Here is a 19,375-nt window from a genome sequence, read left to right on the forward strand (position 1 = left end):
TCACCAACAATCCGTCAGCTTCAGTACTAATGGCAGGAAGCCTTCTAATGAGAACTCTGCGTGGCAAATGAGCAATTCCTGACCCTATCGATGACTGCACGGCCGCGTCGCCTGCACGCGCAGCCTTCAGCCCTGAGGGCCAGCTGACATGGAGCGTCTGACGCGTTTTCTTGCCGCCTTGACTCGCTGGAGTCTGGGCGTGTGCGCTTTGGGGTTAGTCTTGACGGCGCTGTATGTCAGCCTCGGCCGACAGCTAGTGCCCTTGGTGGCCGAGTACCGTGGTGAAGTTGAAACCGAGGCCCGCGCGGCGCTGAATATGCCGTTGAGTATTGGCAGCCTCGAAGGTCGCTGGCACGGTTTTACCCCAACACTGCTGGCTCACGATGTGATGGTGGGCGAGGGCGCCAGTGCCCTGCGGCTGGACAATGTGCGGGCGGTGCCTGACATCTGGGCCAGCCTGTTGGCCCGTGAAGTGCGCATCGCTCACCTGGAATTCAATGGCCTGCAACTGAGTCTCAAAGAAGACAAGGATGGCCATTGGGCGCTTCAGGGTTTGCCGGTCAAGGACGATAAGCCCTTCGACCCGGAACAGTTGTTGACCCAGATGCAGGCGGTTGCAGAGCTGTCGTTGCTCGACAGCCAGATCACCTTTCAGCCATACGAACAGGCGCCTTCGACCCTCACGTACGTCAGCTTCAGTTTGCGCACCGGGAGCAGCAGTCAGCGCCTGGACGCGCGTATGACTTTGCCTGATGGTCAGCCGATGGCGCTCAACCTGCGCTCGCGGGTGCAGGCGGAAAACTGGCGTGATGGCGAGGCCGATGTCTACTTGAGCCTGCCGCAGAGTGACTGGGCGCGCTGGTTGCCGGCCAGCCTGACCCGGCAATGGACGGTCTCCACACTCAAGGCTGGCGGTGAGTTCTGGCTGACCTGGGGCAAAGGCACGCTGCAAAGTGCTGTGGCGCGAGTCAATGCCCCGCTGTTGAAAGGGGTCTATGCCGCTCGCAAGGCGACGAAAATCGATAATCTGGCACTCAACGCCTGGTTCCAGCGCAGTAACAGTGGTTTCAGCCTGTCGCTTGAGTCATTGGCCATGAACCTTGGCGACAAACGTTGGGAAAGCCGCATTCAGCTCAAGCAGCAGGACGCGACCCCGGACGTTGAAGAGCTTTGGCATGTGCAGGCCGATCGCCTGGACCTGACGCCGATCACCCCGATACTCGATTCCCTGGCGCCATTACCGGACGCGCTGATGACGGTGCTCGACAACCTGAAAGTCACGGGTGGATTGCGCAACGTGCTGCTCGATTACCGGCCACAAGCCGAGGGCGACAAACGTCTAAGCTTTGCGGCCAATCTGGACAAGGTCGGCTTCAATGCCTATCACGGCGCACCGGCGGCCGGGAATGTCAGCGGCAGTATCAGCGGTGATCTGGGGCAAGGCGAACTGCGCCTGGCTACGGATGACTTCATGCTGCATTTGTACCCGATATTCACTCATCCCTGGCAATACCGAAAGGCCAATGCCCGGCTGACCTGGAAGCTGGATGAGCAAGGCTTTACCCTGATTGCCCCATACATCCAAGTGGTGGGCGACGAAGGAAAAATCGCCAGCGACTTTCTGATTCGCCTGCATTTCGATAGCACCCAGGAAGACTACATGGATCTTCGGGTCGGCATGGTCGAGGGTGACGGTCGTTACACTGCCAAGTACCTGCCAGCCGTGCTCAGCCCGGCGCTGGACGGATGGCTGCGCACCGCGATCCTGGGAGGCGCGGTGGATCAGGGGTTCTTCCAGTATCAAGGCTCGCTCAGAAGCGATGCAACAGCCGCTGCGCGCAGCATCAGTCTGTTTTTCAAGGTGCACGACGCCTCGCTGGCGTTCCAGCCGGGCTGGCCACAGCTCAATGGCGTGGACGGGGATGTATTCGTCGAGGACAGCGGAGTCCGCATCAAAGCCAGCAAGGGCAGGCTTCTGGATACCCAGGTCAGCAATGTCCAGGTCAATATTCCGCATGTGACTAACGGGCAAGTCAGTCACTTGCTGGTCGACGGTGATTTCGTCGGTGGTTTGGGTGATGGCCTGAAGATTCTTCAGGAGGCCCCCATCGGCACGGCGGATATGTTTGCGGGCTGGCAAGGCGACGGTTCGTTGCAGGGCAAGCTGAAGTTGGACATTCCCCTGGCTAAAGGCGAAGGGCAGAAGATTGCAGTGGACTTCAATACCGCCGCTGCACGCTTGAAGCTGAGCGAGCCGCCGCTGGAGTTGACTCAGCTCAAGGGGGCATTCCGTTTCGACAACGCCAAGGGCTTGAGCGGCAGCGGCATACGCGCTCAAGCGTTTGAGCGGCCGATCACCGCGCAGATTTATGCGGAAGGAAAACCGGGGGCGATCACCACCCGAGTCGTCGCCAATGGTCAGGTTGCACTGAAGAAACTCACCGATTGGCTCGGCGATACTCAGCCGTTGCCGGTGTCCGGTGACTTGCCGTACCAGGTGCAGATCACCCTTGACGGGGCCGACAGTCAACTGCGGGTCAACTCAAACCTAAAAGGTTTGGCTGTCGATCTTCCTGCACCCTTTGGCAAAACGGCTGATGACGTGCGAGAGAGCGAGTTTCGCATGACCTTGCGCGGCGCTGACCGGCGTTATTGGGCCACTTACGATGCTTTGGCCAATCTGGCATTCGTGGCGCCAGGCGGCAATATCGCAGAAGGCCGGGGCGAGCTTTTTCTCGGCACGGACGCTGCGGTTCTGCCTGACCCTAAAGGTTTAAGAGTGCGCGGGGCACTGTCCGAGTTGGACATTGCGCCATGGAAAACCATCGTCGAACGCTACGCTGGTAATGATCCCGGGGGCAGCGCCAAGCAGTTACTGCGTAGCGCAAACCTGCAGATTGGAAAATTGAATGCGCTGGGCACCACGCTTGATCAGGTCGATGTCCAGCTCAATCGAAAAGACGCCTCCTGGTCTTTGGCGGTCGACAGCGCCTTGCTCAAGGGCACGGCCAGCCTGCCCGATGCAAAAGCCGCCCCTATTGGCATTGACCTTCTCTACGTGCGTTTGCCTGCGCCTGATCCCAATGCAGCGGCGGTAGAGAATGGCAAGGACCCACTGGTCGATGTCGATCCACGGCAGATTCCGGCGATGGATATCAAGGTCTCTCAGTTGTTCCAGGGTGATCAGTTGATCGGAGCGTGGTCGCTCAAAACCAGGCCAACCGCTGCGGGCGTGCGGCTTTCCGATTTGAGTATGGGGCTCAAGGGGATGTTGTTACAGGGCGACGGTGGCTGGGAAGGCGCGCCGGGATCGACCAGCAGCTGGTACAAGGGCCGTGTCGGCGGCAAGAATATTGCGGATGTACTGAAGGCTTGGGGTTTTGCACCCACCGTGACCAGCGATACGTTCGAGCTGAACGCCGACGGCCGTTGGCCCGGTTCGCCTGCCTGGATTGGGATCAAGCGCTACTCGGGCAGCCTGGATGCCACGTTGCGCTCCGGCCAGTTCGTTGAAGTGGAGGGGGGCGCCCAAGCCCTGAGGGTGTTCGGTCTGCTCAACTTCAACTCCATAGGTCGTCGTTTGCGCCTGGACTTCTCGGACTTGCTTGGCAAGGGCTTGAGTTACGACCGGGTCAAAGGGCTGCTGGTCTCCAGTGATGGGGTGTACGTGACCCGTAACCCGATCACCCTGACCGGACCGTCGAGCAATATTGAACTTGAGGGCACGCTGGACATGGTCAACGACCGGGTCGATGCCAAGCTACTGGTGACATTGCCGGTGACCAATAACTTGCCGATTGCGGCGTTACTCGTCGGCGCGCCGGCCATTGGTGGGGCCTTGTTCCTGGTCGACAAACTGCTGGGTGACCGCGTGGCGCGATTCGCCAGTGTGCAGTACCGCGTTGAAGGCCCTTGGAAAGAGCCGAAGATCACGTTCGACAAACCCTTTGAAAAACCTCAATAGCGCGCCATGGAGTACAGTGGTGGCACGTCTTGTCCGGAGCGCGCCATGTCTTTTGCTGTAGTTCAAATGGTCAGCCAGAGCGATGTCCTGGTCAATCTGACTCACGCTCGCCGCCTGCTTGAACAGGCTGCCGAGTCTGGAGCGCGCCTGGCGGTGCTCCCGGAAAATTTTGCCGCCATGGGCCGTCGCGACGTTGCCGATATCGGTCGCGCCGAGGCTCAAGGCCAGGGTCCGATCCTGCCATGGTTGAAACTGGCCGCTCGCGACCTCAAATTATGGATAGTGGCTGGCACGTTACCGCTACCACCGGCTGATCGGCCGCGGGGTAAAGTCACCGCGTGTTCATTGCTGATCGATGAACACGGCGAGCAAGTGGCACGCTATGACAAACTGCATTTGTTCGATGTGGACGTTGCCGACAACCGTGGGCGTTATCGGGAGTCGGATGATTACGCCCATGGTGACAATGTGGTGGTCGCCGATACGCCGGTGGGGCGCCTGGGTTTGAGCGTGTGTTACGACCTGCGCTTCCCTGAGTTGTATAGCGCGCTGCGTGAAGCGGGTGCGCAATTGATCACTGCACCGTCGGCCTTCACTGCTGTCACCGGTGCCGCGCATTGGGACATCCTGATCCGGGCGCGTGCGATAGAGACCCAGTGCTATGTGCTGGCGGCGGCGCAAGGGGGACTGCACCCCGGTCCAAGGGAAACCTACGGGCATGCTGCGATCATCGACCCTTGGGGGCGCGTACTGGCTGAGCAGGCCCAGGGCGAAGCGGTGCTGCTGGCCGAACGTGATAGCGATGAACAGGCGTCCATACGGGCGCGGATGCCGGTGTCTGATCACCGGCGATTTTTTTCGCGGGACGCATTGCGGCCTGCGCACACCTCGGAGTGAATATGAGCGACTTGTCCTCTGTCAGCGAACACCTTTTAGCGCCTGGCGGCCTGAGCCTCGACAGCTTGCAGTCGGTACTGGGCGAGCTGGCTGGCCCAGGGATCGATGCGGCTGACCTGTATTTCCAGGGGCAGATTTCCGAGTCCTGGTCGTTGGAAGACGGCATCGTCAAGGAAGGCAGTTTCAACCTCGATCAGGGCGTCGGTGTACGGGCGCAATCGGGTGAGAAAACCGGATTTGCCTACAGCAATGCGATTACCCCTGAGGCACTGAGCCTTGCCGCACGTGCTGCGCGTTCGATTTCCCGCGCCGGGCAGGAAGGTCAGGTGCAAGCATTCACCACGCAGGACGTGGCCCAGTTGTATGCGCCGGACAACCCTCTGGACGTGATGACGCGCGCGGAAAAGGTCGAACTGCTCAAGCGCATCGACGTTGCCACGCGAGCATTGGATGCACGTATTCAGCAGGTCACGGTCAGCATGGCCGGGGTTTGGGAGCGGATTCTGATCGCGTCCACCGATGGCAGCCTGGCGGCGGATGTGCGTCCGTTGGTGCGTTTTAATGTCAGCGTCATCGTCGAGCAGAATGGCAGACGCGAACGAGGTGGCCATGGCGGTGGCGGGCGTACCGATTACCGGTACTTCCTCACGGATGACCGTGCCATGGGTTATGCCCGTGAAGCGTTGCGTCAGGCACTGGTGAATCTTGAAGCGATCCCCGCACCTGCTGGCACGTTGCCGGTGGTGCTCGGTTCCGGTTGGTCCGGCGTACTGCTGCACGAAGCGGTTGGCCATGGTCTGGAAGGCGATTTCAACCGCAAAGGCAGCTCGGCATATAGCGGGCGAATGGGTGAAATGGTGGCGTCCAAGCTGTGCACTATCGTCGATGATGGCACGCTGGCCGGTCGTCGAGGCTCGTTGACGGTGGACGATGAAGGCACGCCGACCCACTGCACCACGCTGATCGAAAACGGCGTGCTCAAGGGTTACATGCAGGACAAGCTCAACGCTCGGTTGATGGGCGTGGCACGTACCGGTAACGGTCGTCGCGAGTCCTATGCGCACCTGCCAATGCCCCGCATGACCAACACTTACATGCTGGCCGGGCAAAGCGACCCGGAGGAAATCATCGCGTCGGTGAAGAGGGGTATCTACTGCGCCAACCTCGGCGGCGGTCAGGTTGATATCACCAGCGGCAAATTCGTGTTTTCGACCAGTGAGGCCTATTTGATCGAAGACGGTAAAATCACTGCGCCAGTCAAAGGTGCGACCTTGATCGGTAATGGGCCTGAAGCCATGAGTCGAGTGTCGATGGTCGGTAACGACCTGGCGTTGGACAGCGGCGTGGGCACCTGCGGCAAAGACGGTCAGTCAGTGCCAGTAGGTGTCGGTCAGCCGACCTTGAAGATCGATGCGATCACGGTAGGCGGTACGGGGTCCTGAAAGACTGCGCCGAATGAATCGCAGGGTGCGACTCATTCGGTGCTTGAACACTAGCGCAGGCCGCGCTTTATGTCGTCCAGGTCGCGGATGTACTTGAACAGTTTGCGGCTGGCGGCAGGTGGCTTGCTTTGGGCAAGTTCATGCTGGGCCTGGCGTATAAGCGAACGCAGTTGCTGACGATCTGCTTCCGGATAGTCGCCGACAAACTTCTCGAGTACGTCGTCGGTGCCTGTGATCAAGCGATCACGCCAGCGTTCCAGACCGTGAAAACGTTCGTTGTATTGGCGAGTGGAGGCATCAAGTTGATCAAGCAACACCAAAATGGCGTCCAGGTCTTGATCGCGCATCAGCTTGCCGATGAACAGGATATGCCGTTTACGCGCAATGTTTGCGGTGTGCTTGGGCGCTTCGGCCAAGGCCCGGCGCAGCGCGTCGGTCAAGGGCAGTTTCGCCAGCAAGTCAGGCTTGAGTGTTGTCAGGCGCTCGCCAAGGTCAACCAGAGCATGAAGCTCGCGTTTGACCTGAGTTTTGCTTTTACCCTCATCGAGGGAGTCGTCGTAAGAATCAACCATGGGGGCAGTCCGCTAATAAACGCCGCCATGATAACCAGTCAGGGGCCACTTGTCCGGCCCGGTCGGTATTCGGCTTGTGCCGAAAGCAGAATTTGATGGAGAAAGTCATGAGTACAGCTCAAAGCGTAGGCCCGCAAGCCTTGCCTGCACTGCAAGAACAGGTCGAGCAAATCATTGCCGAAGCCAAGCGTCAGGGCGCAAGCGCCTGTGAAGTGGCGGTGTCCCTGGAGCAGGGCTTGTCGACCACGGTTCGCCAGCGTGAAGTGGAAACTGTCGAGTTCAATCGCGATCAGGGCTTTGGTATCACCTTGTATGTCGGTCAGCGCAAAGGCTCGGCCAGTACCTCCGCCAGTGGCGCTGACGCTATTCGCGAAACCGTAGCGGCGGCGTTGGCGATTGCCAAACACACCTCCGAAGATGAATGCTCCGGCCTCGCCGACGCTGCGCTGATGGCTAAAGAACAGCCAGACTTTGATCTATTCCACGCGTGGGATATCACCCCGGAACAAGCCATTGAGCGTGCCTTGATCTGTGAGGCGGCGGCGTTCGATGCCGACAGCCGGATCAAAAATGCCGACGGCACCACGCTCAACACCCATCAAGGGTGTCGCGTGTATGGCAATAGCCACGGTTTTGTTGGCGGCTCTGCCTCGACACGCCACAGCTTGAGCTGCGTGATGATCGCCGAGGGCGAAGGGCAGATGCAGCGCGACTACTGGTACGACGTGAGTCGCCAGGGCGAGTTGTTGGCGGACGCACAAAGCATTGGCCGTCGCGCGGCACAGCGTGCGGCCAGCCGCTTGGGTGCGCGCCCGGTACCGACGTGTGAAGTTCCGGTGTTGTTCGCTGCGGAATTGGCGGGCAGCTTGTTTGGCCATCTTTTGTCCGCCATTTCCGGCGGCAATCTGTATCGCAAATCATCCTTTCTGGAAGGAGCGATGGGGCAGCGCCTGTTTCCTGAATGGCTGACTCTCGACGAACGGCCGCACCTGATGCGCGCCATGGGGAGCTCGGCGTTCGACGGTGATGGCTTGGCAACCTATGCCAAACCATTTGTGGAGAATGGCGATTTAGTGTCCTACGTTCTGGGTACTTACTCAGGCCGCAAGCTAGGTTTGCCGAGTACAGCCAACTCAGGCGGCGTGCATAACCTGTTCGTCACCCACGGTGTGGAAGATCAGGCAGCGCTGCTGCGCCGCATGGGTCGCGGCTTGCTGGTCACTGAGTTGATGGGCAGTGGTTTGAATATGGTCACCGGCGACTACTCTCGTGGAGCGGCAGGCTTTTGGGTCGAGAACGGCGAAATCCAGTTCCCGGTTCAGGAAGTCACCATCGCCGGCAACCTGCGCGACATGTTCAAACAAATCGTCGCCGTCGGCAGCGATCTCGAACTGCGCAGCAATATCCGCACAGGCTCTGTGTTGATCGAGCGCATGACGGTTGCGGGTAGCTGATCTGCATTAAAAAAGGCGCTTCATGCTCGCTGCACGAAGCGCCTTAATCTTAATGTACGAGCGGCCTCAATACGCGGCACTGTCACACAGTAAACTCGGTCGAGGTAGGCGCTGACTTGTCTGCGAATAAGCCCGGCACGGGCTTCCGGCAGGTTTGGGTTTGACCCGGGGTCTACAGATTTACGAAAGCTCACCTCTCGTATTCCAATCACATAGATTTTTTTAATAGCTCCAGGCCTGCCCGCGAATGAGTCAATGCGGTCCGTCGCCTGCTGTCACTCGCCTTCATCAAACCGATTGTTGATCAGCTCAATCAAGTCTTCGAGTGCTGCCTGTTCGTCTTCGCCTTCAGTATGCAGGTGGATATCGGTGCCTTTTCCTGCTGCCAGCATCATCACGGCCATGATGCTTTTGCCGTCGACCATGCTGTCGGGCGCGCGACCTACTCTGATCTGGCAGGGGAATCTTCCGGCGACGCCGACGAATTTAGCGGCGGCGCGCGCGTGCAAGCCAAGCTTGTTGATGATAGTGATTTGACGAACGGGCATCGCGATGAGGGTCCTTTCAGCTGAGGTCGCGGTGGCGGACCTGAACGTTCTTGAGGGATTGTTGCAAGACCTGACCCAGGCGCTCGGTCAGGTAGACAGAGCGGTGGTGCCCGCCGGTGCAGCCAATGGCAATAGTCACGTAGGCGCGGTTGCTGGCTGCAAAGCGTGGCAACCATTTGTTCAGGTACGCGTAGATGTCCTGGAACATCTCTTCTACATCCGGCTGTGCCGCCAAATAATCGGCTACGGGCTGGTCGAGCCCGGACAGTTCGCGCAACTCCGGCTTCCAGTAGGGATTGGGCAGGCAGCGCACATCGAATACCAGATCAGCATCTACTGGCATGCCACGTTTGAAACCAAACGACTCAACCAGAAACGCGGTGCCTGGCTCCGGCTTGTTCAGCAGGCGCAGTTTGAGCATGTCACGTAGTTGATAGAGGTTCAGGTGCGTGGTGTTGATTTTCAGATCGGCCAGATCGATGATCGGCCCAAGCAGGTTGCTCTCGTCACGTATCGCTTCGGCAAGCGAGCGGTTGGTGCTGCTCAGGGGGTGGCGACGACGGGTTTCAGAGAATCGTTTTAGCAGGGTCTCTTCATCGGCGTCGAGGTACAGCACATCGCATTGGATGTGGCGGCTGCGGACCTCTTCCAGTAATTCGGGAAAACGCGACAGATGGCTCGGCAGATTGCGCGCGTCGATGGACACGGCGACCAGCGGCTGAGCCAGTTCGGTATGAATCAGGGCACGTTCAGCCAGCTCCGGGAGCAGGCCTGCAGGCAGGTTGTCGATGCAATAGAAGCCGTTGTCTTCCAGTACATCCAGTGCTGTGCTCTTGCCGGAGCCGGATCGGCCGCTGACGATGATCATGCGCATCATTAATGGCCGTTCTGCACGTCCAGCACCACTTGATAAAGCGCTTCATCGCTTTGGGCGCTGCGTAGGCGGTCGCGCACATCGGCGCGGTCGAGCATGCTGGCTATCTGGCGCAGCAGCTCCAGGTGTTCGTCGGTGGCGGCTTCCGGGACTAGAAGGACAAAAAGCAGGTCTACAGGCCTGCCGTCGATGGCGTCAAAATCTACGGGGGTGTCGAGGTGCAGGAGGGCGCTGATGGGCATTGGGCAGCCCGCCAGCCGGCAATGCGGGATGGCGATGCCATTGCCGAAACCGGTCGAGCCGAGTTTTTCGCGGGCAATAAGGCTCGTGAGTACCAAGTCCGAATCAAGCTCCGTTTCACGGCCGATCAGTTTGGCAACTTGCTCAAGAACATTTTTTTTACTGCTGCTCGGCACGTTCACGAGTGAACGGCCGGCAGTCAGGATATTTTCAAGTCGGATCATGGGTTGTGGGTGTTAGCGAGCAGTCGCACCTTTCAGGATGTTCTGCTGCTTTTCCTTATGCTTGAGCAATTGTCGGTCCAGCTTGTCAGTGAGTAGGTCGATTGCCGCATACATGTCGTCATGTTCTGCGTTAGCGACCACCTCTCCACCGTGGATGTGCAGTGTGGCTTCGATTTTCTGTTTCAGTTTCTCGACTGCCATCGTTACCTGCACATTGGTAATCTTGTCAAAGTGCCCTTCGAGCTTCTTGAATTTGAGCTCGATGTATTCGCGCAGGGGCTTGGTCACTTCCAATTGGTGTCCACTGATGTTGACTTGCATACAGCGTCTCCTTCGTTGCCAGTACATAAAGAGGCAGGCTTGAATGCCTACCACTGGAACGCTACGGCGTACGGCCACCCTTACATCAATCGCTTGCGTTCGCTTGAAGGTGCTATCCCAAGTGATTCGCGGTATTTAGCGACCGTGCGCCGAGCTACCTGAATGCCTTGTGCCTCCAGTAAACCAGCGATCTTGCTGTCACTCAACGGCTTTTTCTGATTTTCCGCAGCTACCAGTTTTTTGATGATCGCGCGAATGGCCGTGGACGAACACTCTCCGCCCTCTGAGGTGCTTACGTGACTGGAAAAGAAATATTTCAGTTCGTAAATACCGCGCGGGGTATGCATGAATTTTTGCGTGGTCACACGTGAAATCGTCGATTCGTGCATGCCTACCGCTTCGGCGATGTCATGCAGAACCAAGGGTTTCATGGCTTCGTCGCCATACTCAAGAAAGCCGCGCTGGTGCTCGACGATCTGCGTGGCCACTTTCATCAGCGTTTCGTTGCGGCTCTGCAGGCTCTTGATGAACCAGCGTGCCTCTTGCAACTGATTGCGCATGAAGGTGTTGTCAGCGCTGGTGTCGGCCCTGCGGACGAACCCTGCGTATTGGGGGTTGACCCGCAGACGGGGCACGGACTCTTGATTGAGCTCTACCAGCCAGCGCTCGTTGTCTTTGCGCACGATCACGTCGGGCACAACGTATTCGGCCTCGCTCGACTCGATCTGCGAGCCTGGGCGCGGGTTGAGGCTCTGCACCAGTTCAATGACCTGGCGCAGTTCGTCTTCCTTGAGCTTCATGCGCCGCATCAGCTGAGCGTAGTCGCGGCTGCCAAGCAGGTCGATGAAGTCTCCGACCAAGCGTTGTGCCTCGGCCAGCCAGCGAGTCTTCGCGGGGAGCTGACGCAATTGCAGTGACAGGCATTCGCTCAGGTTGCGAGCGCCGATACCCGCGGGTTCGAATTGCTGGATACGGTGCAGTACTGCTTCGATTTCATCCAGTTCGACATCCATTTCCGGGTCGAAGGCATCGAGGATTTCCTCAAGCGACTCGTCCAGGTAGCCCTGATTGTTGATGCAGTCGATCAGCGTGACGGCGATCAACCGATCAGTATCGGACATGGGGGCCAGATTCAATTGCCACAACAGATGGCTTTGCAGGCTCTCGCCGGCCGATGTGCGAGTGGTGAAGTCCCATTCGTCATCGTCGTTGTTGCTGCTGGGCAGGCTGCTGGCACTGGTCTGATACACGTCATCCCAAGCGGTATCAACGGGCAGCTCGTTGGGGATGCGGTCGTTCCAGTCGCCTTCTTCCAGGTTGTCCACCGTCGGGGCGGGCTCCTGGTAGGTAGGTTCCTGTACGTCAGGATTGGGTTTCTCTATGTTGTCGGCCAACGGATCGGCATTGTCGAAGTCGTCGCCTTCTTCCTGGCGTTCCAGCATAGGGTTCGACTCCAACGCTTCCTGGATTTCCTGTTGAAGGTCCAGGGTCGACAATTGGAGGAGGCGGATGGCCTGTTGCAGCTGCGGTGTCATCGTCAGCTGCTGGCCCATTCTCAGGACTAGCGATGGTTTCATGGCAGGGGCTTAACACCTTATTTCGCCGGCGCACATGCGCCATCCACTACAGGGCGCCGAAGCGCCAACTTAAGCAAATTATATGCCTGAAACCTAAGTGTTTGCCTAGAGCGTGATGACAATTAATGTTCTTGTCAGCACTGCACCCTAGCGTCCGTCGCCGATGAAGAGCGAAACACCGCAGAGCTTACAGGCGGAACTCATGGCCGAGGTAAACCTCTTTAACCAGTTGGTTAGCCAGAATGGTTTCTGAATCACCCTCAGCGATCAGTTGCCCGTCGTTGACGATGTAAGCGGTTTCACAAATATCCAGGGTGTCACGTACGTTGTGATCGGTGATCAGTACGCCGATGCCCTTGGCTTTCAAGTGATAAATGATTTGCTTGATATCGCCGACGGAAATGGGGTCGACACCGGCAAACGGTTCATCGAGCAAGATGAATTTTGGCGAAGTCGCCAGGGCGCGAGCGATTTCCACACGACGGCGTTCACCGCCGGACAGGCTCATGCCCAGGTTGTCGCGTATGTGGCTGATGTGGAACTCCTGCAGCAGGCTTTCCAGCTCCTTGCGACGCGCTGTACGGTCGAGTTCCTTGCGGGTCTCGAGGATCGCCATGATGTTATCGGCAACCGACAGTTTGCGAAAAATCGAGGCTTCCTGCGGCAGATAGCCGATCCCGGCGCGTGCGCGACCGTGCATGGGTTGATGGCTGACGTCTTGATCGTCGATCAAGACGCGACCCTGATCGGCCTGGACCAAACCTACGATCATGTAGAAACAGGTGGTTTTGCCAGCACCGTTAGGGCCAAGCAGCCCCACGATTTGCCCGCTCTCGATCGAGAGACTGACATCGCGCACAACCTGGCGACCCTTATAGCTTTTAGCCAGATGCTGGGCTTTAAGCGTCGCCATTACGGAGCCTTCTGCGGTGCGGGTTTGTTTTTCGGCTGGATGACCATGTCGATCCGCGGACGTGGTGCCGTCACCTTGGCTCCGTTGGCGCGGCCGGCATTGACGATTTGTTTCGTCGTGTCATAGACGATTTTCTCGCCTTCGGACGTATTGCCGTCGTTGATGACCTTGGCCTTGTCGATCAGGATGATCCGGTCAAGGGCGGCGAAGTACTGGATGGTCACGCCGTACGCTTGAACGATAGGCTTGTCGACGGCAGGTTTCTGTTCGTAGTAAGCAAGATTGCCAACGGCGGTAAATACGTCGACTTCACCTGTTGGCGTCCGGGTGATGGTCACGGTGTTGCCCGTGATCTTCATGGAGCCTTGGGTGATGATGACATTGCCTTTGTAGGTGGCAATGCCCTGCTTGTCATCGAGTTGCGCATCGTCAGACTGAATATGAATAGGCTGATCGCGGTCCGTCGGCAGAGCCCAGGCGCTCACGCTTCCCAGTGCTGCGCCCAAACCGAGCAAAAAAGGGAGGGTTTTAACGAGCCTCATACTGTCCTCTTACGTTGGACAGCAGGTGCATCCTGCCGTCGTTCAAATACGCTTTCATACCCGTGCCAGTGGATACGCCGCCGAAACCGTCGATTCTAACGGCTTGCTCGGTCTGCGCATATTGCTTCTGTGGGAATACAGTCATTCGACTGCTGGTAATAATCGTTGTCCGGTTTTTTTCGTCAGTGCGTGCGATACGTACTGAATCGATGAGCTCGACCTCGGTGCCGCCGGGAGAGACTTCTCCCTTCTTGCTCTGGACATGCCAGGGAAAGAGGGCGCCGCGATACAGTTGCAGATCTGGATTGGTCAGCAGGGTGATGTCGGAAATCTGCACATGTTCGACCTTGTCGGCGGTCATGTCGTATTGAAGCTTGCCGTCCGGCAGGAACTGCAGGCTGTGAGCATTCATCGCATAAAAGTCGATGGCGGCCGGGTCAACGGGTGCAACCCGCTGCTCCAGAAAGGTTTCAGGGCTGATGTTCCAGTAGCCTGCGGCCGCCAGCATCAGCGCAAGCACGCCCAGAATCAAAAACCGGCGAATCTTTTTACTCAGCATAAATGACTTCTATAAGTAGGCGGCGTGGGCCGCTTCAAGGCTGCCTTGAGCGCTAAGGATCAACTCGCAAAATTCGCGCGCTGCGCCTTCGCCGCCGCGAGCCTGAGTAATGCCGTGTGCATGTTGGCGAACAAAACCGGCCGCATTGGCGACCGCCATGCCAAGGCCAACGCGCCGAATGACAGGCAAGTCTGGCAGGTCGTCACCTAAGTACGCGACCTGTTCATAGCTTAGATTGAGTTGGGCAAGTAGTTCGTCAAGAACGACCAGTTTATCTTCGCGGCCTTGATACAAGTGTTGGATGCCCAGATTCTGCGCGCGGCGCTCGACCACCGGCGTGCGACGCCCGCTGATGATAGCGGTGTGCACGCCCGAGGCAATCAGCATTTTTATGCCTTGGCCGTCGAGTGTATTAAACGTTTTGAACTCACTGCCGTCTTCGAGAAAGTACAGGCGTCCGTCCGTCAGCACGCCATCGACGTCGAAAATGGCCAGTTTGATGTTCTTGCCGCGTTGCAGCAGGTCCTGCATCGTCGCTTCGCTCATTACATAACCCCCGCGCGCAGCAGGTCTTGCAGGTTGAAGGCGCCAATAGGGTGGTCGTTCTTGTCGACCACGATCAAGGCTCCAATTTTGTGGTCTTCCATGATTTTCAGCGCCTCGGCTGCAAGCATCTCGGGGCGAGCTGTCTTGCCGTGGAGTGTCATCACTTCGTCGATGCTCGCCTGACGAATATCGATGCTGCGGTCCAGGGTTCTGCGCAAGTCGCCGTCGGTAAATATCCCGGCGAGGCGGCCATTGGCCTCCACCACGGCGGTCATGCCCAAGCCCTTGTGGGTCATTTCCATCAGCGCATCACGCAGTAGCGTGCCGCACTGAACCTTTGGCAAATCTTCACCGGTATGCATGACGTGTTCGACTTTGAGCAGCAAACGTCTGCCAAGCGCGCCGCCCGGGTGGGAGAAGGCAAAGTCTTCTGCCGTGAACCCGCGGGCTTCGAGCAAGGCGACCGCCAGTGCGTCGCCCATCACCAGTGCGGCGGTAGTCGAGGACGTAGGGGCCAGGTTCAGCGGGCAGGCTTCTTGCGTGACGTAAACATTGAGATTGATTTCTGCGGCCTTGGCCAGCGGCGAATCAGGGTTGCCGGTCAGGCTGATCATCTTGATGCCCAAGCGTTTGATCAGGGGCAGCAAGGTGACGATTTCGGCGGTCGAACCCGAGTTGGAGATCGCCAGAATGATGTCGTCGCGGGTGATCATGCCCATGTCGCCATGGCTCGCTTCAGCCGGGTGGACGAAGAATGCGGTGGTGCCCGTGCTTGCCAGGGTGGCGGCAATCTTGTTGCCGATGTGCCCGGACTTGCCCATGCCGACCACTACGACACGGCCTGTGCCGGCCAGAATCATCTCGCAAGCGCGTACGAAATCCGCGTCGATACGGGCCAGTAAGCCTTCTACGGCTTCTATTTCGAGGCGGATGGTGCGTTGTGCTGTTTGAATCAGGTCGCTGGATTGGCTCATGTCAAAAATCGGTCAGCCTGATGAAAAGGCGGCGATTATAGCGGTAATGGCTCAATCCCTCACGCTTGATCGTCCGACTTTGTCGTGCGCCCAAAATCAGGTCAGGTGCACGCGGAGTGATTGCATCCTTTATAGGTGTTTCGCAATTGTTCGAATTATCTATCTCGCACCGTAACGAAAGAGGCTTCTACCGTGGGCCACGTGCGCGGGCGGTGGTATAGTTCGCCGCCGGTTCTGCCTCCGGACAGCCACAGCGCGTGTCTTGCGGCACGGACCTGGCGTCAGAGTGTGAGGCTGTATCGCAAGGAGTTTAGATGAGTGCCGATAACGCCTACGCGGTCGAGCTGAAGGGTGTCACCTTCATGCGCGGGACGCGCAGCATTTTCAATAATGTTGATATTCGTATTCCGCGGGGCAAGGTCACCGGCATCATGGGGCCTTCCGGTTGTGGCAAGACAACCTTGCTGCGTTTGATGGGTGCGCAGCTGCGTCCCAGCAAAGGCGAGGTATGGGTCAACGGCCAGAATCTGCCGGAATTGTCGCGCAGTGACCTGTTCGACGCACGCAAGCAAATGGGCGTGCTATTTCAGAGTGGCGCCTTGTTCACGGACCTCGATGTGTTCGAGAACGTGGCCTTTCCGCTTCGCGTGCACACCGATTTGCCGGAAGAAATGATCCGCGACATCGTCTTGCTCAAATTGCAGGCGGTCGGACTGCGCGGCGCCATCGAGCTGACGCCCGACGAGTTGTCCGGCGGCATGAAGCGCCGCGTGGCATTGGCTCGGGCGATTGCTCTTGACCCGCAAATCCTGATGTACGACGAACCCTTCGTGGGCCAGGACCCGATTGCCATGGGGGTGCTGGTGCGCTTGATTCGGTTGCTCAACGATGCGTTGGGGATCACCAGTATTGTGGTGTCCCACGACCTTGCCGAAACAGCGAGTATCGCTGACTACCTTTATGTGGTGGGCGACGGCGAGGTATTGGGGCAGGGGACCCCCGAGGAACTGATGAACTCGGACAACCCTCGTATTCACCAATTCATGACCGGCGAACCTGATGGCCCTGTGCCATTTCACTATCCGGCACCGGATTATCGCGACGAACTTTTGGGGAAGCGCTGATGCGCAGAAAGTCACTACTGGAGCGGATTCGTCTATTCGGGCACGCTGCGATCGATAGCATTACGGTGCTGGGGCGCTCGGGCATATTTCTGGTTCATGTGTTGTTCGGCCGAGGCGGCATTGGCGGCAGTTTTCAACTGCTGGTCAGGCAGCTGCATTCAATCGGCGTCATGTCCCTGCTGATCATTGTGGTCTCGGGGGGCTTCATTGGCATGGTGTTGGCGCTTCAAGGCTTCAACATCCTGACTAAATATGGCTCGGAGCAGGCCGTCGGGCAGATGGTTGCGTTGACCCTGTTGCGTGAGTTGGGGCCTGTGGTTGCGGCTCTGCTGTTCGCCGGGCGCGCGGGTTCCGCGTTGACCGCTGAAATCGGCAACATGAAATCCACTGAGCAATTGTCCAGTCTGGAAATGATTGGCGTCGATCCACTCAAGTACATCGTTGCGCCGCGTCTGTGGGCGGGATTCATCTCTCTGCCGTTGTTGGCGATGATCTTCAGTGTGGTCGGAATCTGGTGCGGCTCCTGGGTTGCGATCGACTGGCTGGGCGTTTACGAAGGCTCATTCTGGTCAAATATGCAAAACAGCGTGTCCTTCAGGGATGACGTGCTCAATGGTGTTATTAAAAGCGTAATCTTTGCTTTTGTGGTTACCTGGATTGCCGTGTTTCAGGGTTACGACTGTGAGCCCACTTCGGAAGGGATCAGTCGTGCCACCACTAAAACAGTGGTGTATGCCTCGTTGGCCATATTAGGCCTGGACTTTATTCTGACTGCCCTGATGTTTGGAGACTTTTGATGCAAAACCGCACCCTGGAAACCGGTGTCGGCCTATTCCTGCTGGCCGGGATCTTGGCTTTGCTGTTGCTGGCCTTGCGGGTCAGTGGTTTGAGCGTAAGCGCGACCAACGACAGCTATAAACTTTATGCCTACTTCGACAATATTGCCGGTTTGACTGTCAGAGCCAAGGTGACCTTGGCGGGCGTTACAATCGGCAAGGTCACTGCTATCGATCTGGATCGCGACAGTTTTACCGGTCGGGTGACAATGGAGGTTGAAAAACGGGTGAATAACCTGCCATCGGACTCCACGGCTTCCATTCTTACCGCCGGTTTGCTGGGCGAGAAGTACATCGGTCTCAGCGTGGGCGGGGAAGAGGCGCTGCTCAAAGACGGCGGCACGATCCACGATACCCAGTCGTCGCTGGTGCTGGAGGATCTGATCGGTAAATTCCTGCTCAATACTGTGAGTAAAGACGCCAAATGAGGAGCTTTTCCATGATATCGATCTTGCGCCGTGGCCTGCTTGTATTGCTGGCTGCGCTTCCATTGGTTGCGAATGCTGTGGCCGCGCCGTCCGCCCATGATCTGGTGGATCGCACGACCAAGGAGTTGCTGAGCGATCTGGCCGCTCATAAAGAGCAATACAAAACCAATCCGAGCGCCTTTTACGATGCATTGAATCGCATCGTCGGCCCAGTAGTGGATGCCGAGGGCATCTCGAAAAGCATCATGACGGTCAAGTACTCTCGCAAAGCGACACCTGAACAAATGCTGCGTTTTCAGGATAATTTCAAGCGGAGTCTGATGCAGTTCTATGGCAACGCACTGCTCGAATACAACAATCAGGGCATTACAGTCGCCGCAGCCAAAGAAGAAAATGACACCCGCACCAGCGTCGATATGCAGGTCAAGGGCAACAACGGCGCCCTGTATCCCGTGTCCTACACACTCGAGAAAATCAACGGCGAGTGGAAAGTGCGTAACGTCATTATCAACGGCATCAACATTGGCAAGCTGTTCCGTGATCAGTTTGCTGACGCCATGCAGCACAATGGCAATGACCTTGATAAAACCATCAACGGTTGGGCGGGCGAAGTTGCCAAGGCCAAGAGCACCATCGATCAAGCGGCCGAGAAACCTGTCAATGAGTGAATCAGGTGTTCGTCTTGGCGCTGCAGGTGAGTTGTACCTGAGTGGCGTGCTCGACTTCCGCACCGGGCCGGCCTTGCGCAAGCAAGGTCAGGCCCTGATCAAGGCATGCACCGCGCCGGCGTTGATTCTGGACTGTTCCGCAGTGGAGAAATCCAGCAGTGTCGGCCTGGCTTTGCTGCTCGCGTTCATGCGCGATGCCGACGCTGCCGGAAAAGCTGTCAGCGTTCAGTCGCTGCCGGAAGATATGCGCCAAATTGCCCAAGTGTCCGGCTTGATTGAGTTGCTGGAACCGAATCAGCCGTCATAAAAGAAAGCTTTCCGTCCGAGTCTGTCATTCCGGGGTTCGCAGCGAGGGGGCTTTTTTGTATGATGGCCGACCCGCGCGCGTAGGGCGCCGATCGAGGTTAAGCATGCAGGCCGTAGAAGTTAAAAGCTTCCTTGAAGGAAAGCTGCCGGAAATCCAGGTAGAAGTTGAAGGTGAAGGCTGCAATTTTCAGCTGAATGTGATCAGTGACGAGATGGCGACCCTTAGCCCAGTCAAGCGTCAGCAGCAGATCTATGCCCATTTGAACCCTTGGATCGCCGATGGCAGCATCCATGCGATCACTATGAAATTTTTCAGCCGCGCTGCATGGGCCGAGCGCACCTGAGCCAATTGGCGTCGAGATTCTA

The 19,375-nt window shown here is 57.7% G+C and carries 21 protein-coding genes; 10 read left to right on the forward strand and 11 right to left on the reverse strand.

Annotated elements, in window-relative coordinates; all coding sequences use genetic code 11:
- Window positions 1–148: 148 nt before the first annotated feature.
- The 3 genes from ACVBEG_RS01535 to tldD are packed head-to-tail and all read left to right on the forward strand — an operon-like array spanning window position 149 to window position 6,303.
- Window positions 149–3,964, forward strand: coding sequence for a YhdP family protein (locus ACVBEG_RS01535; RefSeq protein WP_322217986.1), 3,816 nt, complete (start codon window positions 149–151; stop codon window positions 3,962–3,964).
- A gap of 45 nt (window positions 3,965–4,009) precedes the next feature.
- Entirely contained in the window at window positions 4,010–4,861 is an 852-nt protein-coding gene (locus ACVBEG_RS01540; RefSeq protein WP_322217983.1) for a carbon-nitrogen hydrolase family protein, read from the forward strand.
- A 2-nt stretch (window positions 4,862–4,863) separates the two neighbouring features.
- On the forward strand, window positions 4,864–6,303 hold the full coding sequence (gene tldD / locus ACVBEG_RS01545) for a metalloprotease TldD (protein ID WP_322181904.1): 1,440 nt from the start codon (window positions 4,864–4,866) through the stop codon (window positions 6,301–6,303).
- 50 nt (window positions 6,304–6,353) lie between these two features.
- Here tldD and yjgA read toward each other — a convergent pair whose 3' ends face one another.
- Window positions 6,354–6,875, reverse strand: a complete 522-nt coding sequence (gene yjgA, locus ACVBEG_RS01550; RefSeq protein WP_322181902.1) for a ribosome biogenesis factor YjgA — start codon at window positions 6,873–6,875, stop codon at window positions 6,354–6,356.
- 107 nt (window positions 6,876–6,982) lie between these two features.
- On the opposite strand from yjgA, the gene pmbA reads away from it, so the two are divergent.
- Window positions 6,983–8,329, forward strand: coding sequence for a metalloprotease PmbA (pmbA, locus tag ACVBEG_RS01555; RefSeq protein ID WP_322181899.1), 1,347 nt, complete (start codon window positions 6,983–6,985; stop codon window positions 8,327–8,329).
- A gap of 275 nt (window positions 8,330–8,604) precedes the next feature.
- Here pmbA and ACVBEG_RS01560 read toward each other — a convergent pair whose 3' ends face one another.
- From ACVBEG_RS01560 to ACVBEG_RS01605, 10 genes are all read right to left on the reverse strand, one after another.
- A complete protein-coding gene (locus tag ACVBEG_RS01560) occupies window positions 8,605–8,877 on the reverse strand; it encodes an HPr family phosphocarrier protein (protein ID WP_322181895.1) in 273 nt (90 codons plus the stop codon).
- Between the two features lie 16 nt (window positions 8,878–8,893).
- Complete coding sequence (gene rapZ, locus ACVBEG_RS01565; protein WP_322182860.1) at window positions 8,894–9,751, reverse strand: RNase adapter RapZ; 858 nt, start codon at window positions 9,749–9,751, stop codon at window positions 8,894–8,896.
- A gap of 2 nt (window positions 9,752–9,753) precedes the next feature.
- Window positions 9,754–10,215, reverse strand: a complete 462-nt coding sequence (ptsN, locus tag ACVBEG_RS01570) for a PTS IIA-like nitrogen regulatory protein PtsN (RefSeq protein ID WP_322181893.1) — start codon at window positions 10,213–10,215, stop codon at window positions 9,754–9,756.
- A 12-nt stretch (window positions 10,216–10,227) separates the two neighbouring features.
- Window positions 10,228–10,536: a ribosome hibernation-promoting factor, HPF/YfiA family gene (gene hpf / locus ACVBEG_RS01575; RefSeq protein ID WP_322181890.1), complete on the reverse strand. Its 309-nt coding sequence runs from the start codon at window positions 10,534–10,536 to the stop codon at window positions 10,228–10,230.
- Window positions 10,537–10,616: 80 nt separating this feature from the next.
- Complete coding sequence (locus ACVBEG_RS01580; protein ID WP_322181888.1) at window positions 10,617–12,113, reverse strand: RNA polymerase factor sigma-54; 1,497 nt, start codon at window positions 12,111–12,113, stop codon at window positions 10,617–10,619.
- 187 nt (window positions 12,114–12,300) lie between these two features.
- A complete protein-coding gene (gene lptB / locus ACVBEG_RS01585; protein ID WP_219062300.1) occupies window positions 12,301–13,026 on the reverse strand; it encodes an LPS export ABC transporter ATP-binding protein in 726 nt (241 codons plus the stop codon).
- Entirely contained in the window at window positions 13,026–13,568 is a 543-nt protein-coding gene (gene lptA, locus ACVBEG_RS01590) for a lipopolysaccharide transport periplasmic protein LptA (RefSeq protein WP_322181885.1), read from the reverse strand. Before lptA ends, lptB begins: the two co-directional genes overlap by 1 nt.
- On the reverse strand, window positions 13,555–14,127 hold the full coding sequence (gene lptC, locus ACVBEG_RS01595; RefSeq protein WP_447107294.1) for an LPS export ABC transporter periplasmic protein LptC: 573 nt from the start codon (window positions 14,125–14,127) through the stop codon (window positions 13,555–13,557). Before lptC ends, lptA begins: the two co-directional genes overlap by 14 nt.
- A gap of 9 nt (window positions 14,128–14,136) precedes the next feature.
- Complete coding sequence (gene kdsC / locus ACVBEG_RS01600; protein WP_447107295.1) at window positions 14,137–14,673, reverse strand: 3-deoxy-manno-octulosonate-8-phosphatase KdsC; 537 nt, start codon at window positions 14,671–14,673, stop codon at window positions 14,137–14,139.
- The gene (locus tag ACVBEG_RS01605) at window positions 14,673–15,647 is read right to left on the reverse strand and encodes a KpsF/GutQ family sugar-phosphate isomerase (RefSeq protein ID WP_447107296.1); all 975 of its coding nucleotides are present in this window, start codon (window positions 15,645–15,647) and stop codon (window positions 14,673–14,675) included. Before ACVBEG_RS01605 ends, kdsC begins: the two co-directional genes overlap by 1 nt.
- A gap of 314 nt (window positions 15,648–15,961) precedes the next feature.
- Between ACVBEG_RS01605 and ACVBEG_RS01610 the strand changes: the two genes are divergently transcribed.
- The 6 genes from ACVBEG_RS01610 (at window position 15,962) to ACVBEG_RS01635 (ending at window position 19,353) form a co-directional block, all read left to right on the forward strand.
- Window positions 15,962–16,771: an ATP-binding cassette domain-containing protein gene (locus ACVBEG_RS01610; RefSeq protein WP_447107297.1), complete on the forward strand. Its 810-nt coding sequence runs from the start codon at window positions 15,962–15,964 to the stop codon at window positions 16,769–16,771.
- On the forward strand, window positions 16,771–17,568 hold the full coding sequence (gene mlaE / locus ACVBEG_RS01615; RefSeq protein WP_322181875.1) for a lipid asymmetry maintenance ABC transporter permease subunit MlaE: 798 nt from the start codon (window positions 16,771–16,773) through the stop codon (window positions 17,566–17,568). Before ACVBEG_RS01610 ends, mlaE begins: the two co-directional genes overlap by 1 nt.
- Window positions 17,568–18,035 (forward strand): outer membrane lipid asymmetry maintenance protein MlaD, encoded by a 468-nt coding sequence (gene mlaD / locus ACVBEG_RS01620; protein WP_322181873.1) that lies wholly within the window; start codon window positions 17,568–17,570, stop codon window positions 18,033–18,035. Before mlaE ends, mlaD begins: the two co-directional genes overlap by 1 nt.
- 11 nt (window positions 18,036–18,046) lie before the next feature.
- Window positions 18,047–18,703: an MlaC/ttg2D family ABC transporter substrate-binding protein gene (locus tag ACVBEG_RS01625; protein WP_322181871.1), complete on the forward strand. Its 657-nt coding sequence runs from the start codon at window positions 18,047–18,049 to the stop codon at window positions 18,701–18,703.
- On the forward strand, window positions 18,696–19,010 hold the full coding sequence (locus tag ACVBEG_RS01630) for an STAS domain-containing protein (protein WP_322181869.1): 315 nt from the start codon (window positions 18,696–18,698) through the stop codon (window positions 19,008–19,010). The genes ACVBEG_RS01625 and ACVBEG_RS01630 overlap by 8 nt, the downstream gene beginning before the upstream one ends.
- A gap of 103 nt (window positions 19,011–19,113) precedes the next feature.
- Complete coding sequence (locus ACVBEG_RS01635) at window positions 19,114–19,353, forward strand: BolA family protein (RefSeq protein WP_219062290.1); 240 nt, start codon at window positions 19,114–19,116, stop codon at window positions 19,351–19,353.
- The last annotated feature ends 22 nt before the right edge of the window (window positions 19,354–19,375 follow it).

The organism is Pseudomonas sp. GG8 (assembly GCF_052976945.1).